Raw genomic sequence first — 880 nt, 5'->3', positions numbered from 1 at the left:
ACATTACTAAAAGGAGAATTCACTTGGCTCATATGAATTATATCGCAGACTTACTAAATATTAAAGATAAACATGTTCAACTTCAAGATGACATCATGGAGGAAATGCACAAGGGGGTGCGGTGTAAGGTTCTCTTGGGACAACTCTCTTATTCATTGCCAGCCTGTCCACACTGTGGTGTGGCTAACCATTCAACGCAGGACATGATTAAATATGGTTTTGATCACACGACGATTCACTTAACGCATATCAACTTCCAACCCGTCTTGTTAAAACTCAAGAAACAACGCTATCAGTGTAAACATTGTCGGGTCGTGACGACTGTTCCAACAAGCATTGTTGATAAAGGATGCTTTATTTCGAATGACATTAAACGAACCATTATCATGGAATTAACGGAAGTACAGTCGATGAAACTGATTGCCCAACATCTAAATGTGTCTCGCTATACTGTTCAGTGCCAGTTAATTAAGGCGGGTCAAACCCTATCGCCAAAGACATGGGATCTACCAGAGCACCTTGGAATTGATGAGTTTAAGTCGGTCAAACAGGCGACGAGTGGGATGAGTTGTATTCTTATGGATGCCTATAACCACACATTGTTGGATATTGTCTTAGACCGCACACAAGACGCTTTAAGAGATTATTTTATGCGCTATTCATATGAAGCTCGAATGCAAGTCAAGACCGTCACCATGGATATGTACGGGCCGTATTATCTATTTTTACAACGCATTTTTCCGAATGCCGATATTGTCATCGATCGGTTTCATATCGTTCAATTATTGAATAATACGTTAAACAGATATCGGATTAAAGTCATGAACACGATTCGTTACAACCGGCCGCGTGATTACACCAAATTAAAACAATTATGGAA

Annotated in this window: 1 protein-coding gene; it reads left to right on the top strand. The window is 39.9% G+C overall.

All coding sequences use genetic code 11. The features are described from left to right. Positions 1-32 precede the first annotated feature (32 nt). Positions 33-880: ISL3 family transposase (locus tag ACEN31_RS11570; protein ID WP_407109484.1), on the top strand; the 848-nt coding region annotated here is incomplete at its 3' end.

It is taken from the genome of Ruoffia sp. FAM 26255 (genome assembly GCF_045528525.1).
GTDB classification, from domain to species: Bacteria; Bacillota; Bacilli; order Lactobacillales; family Aerococcaceae; genus Ruoffia; species Ruoffia tabacinasalis.
The sequence above is the reverse complement of the archived record's forward strand: the minus strand, read 5'-3'. Positions and strand labels throughout refer to the sequence as shown.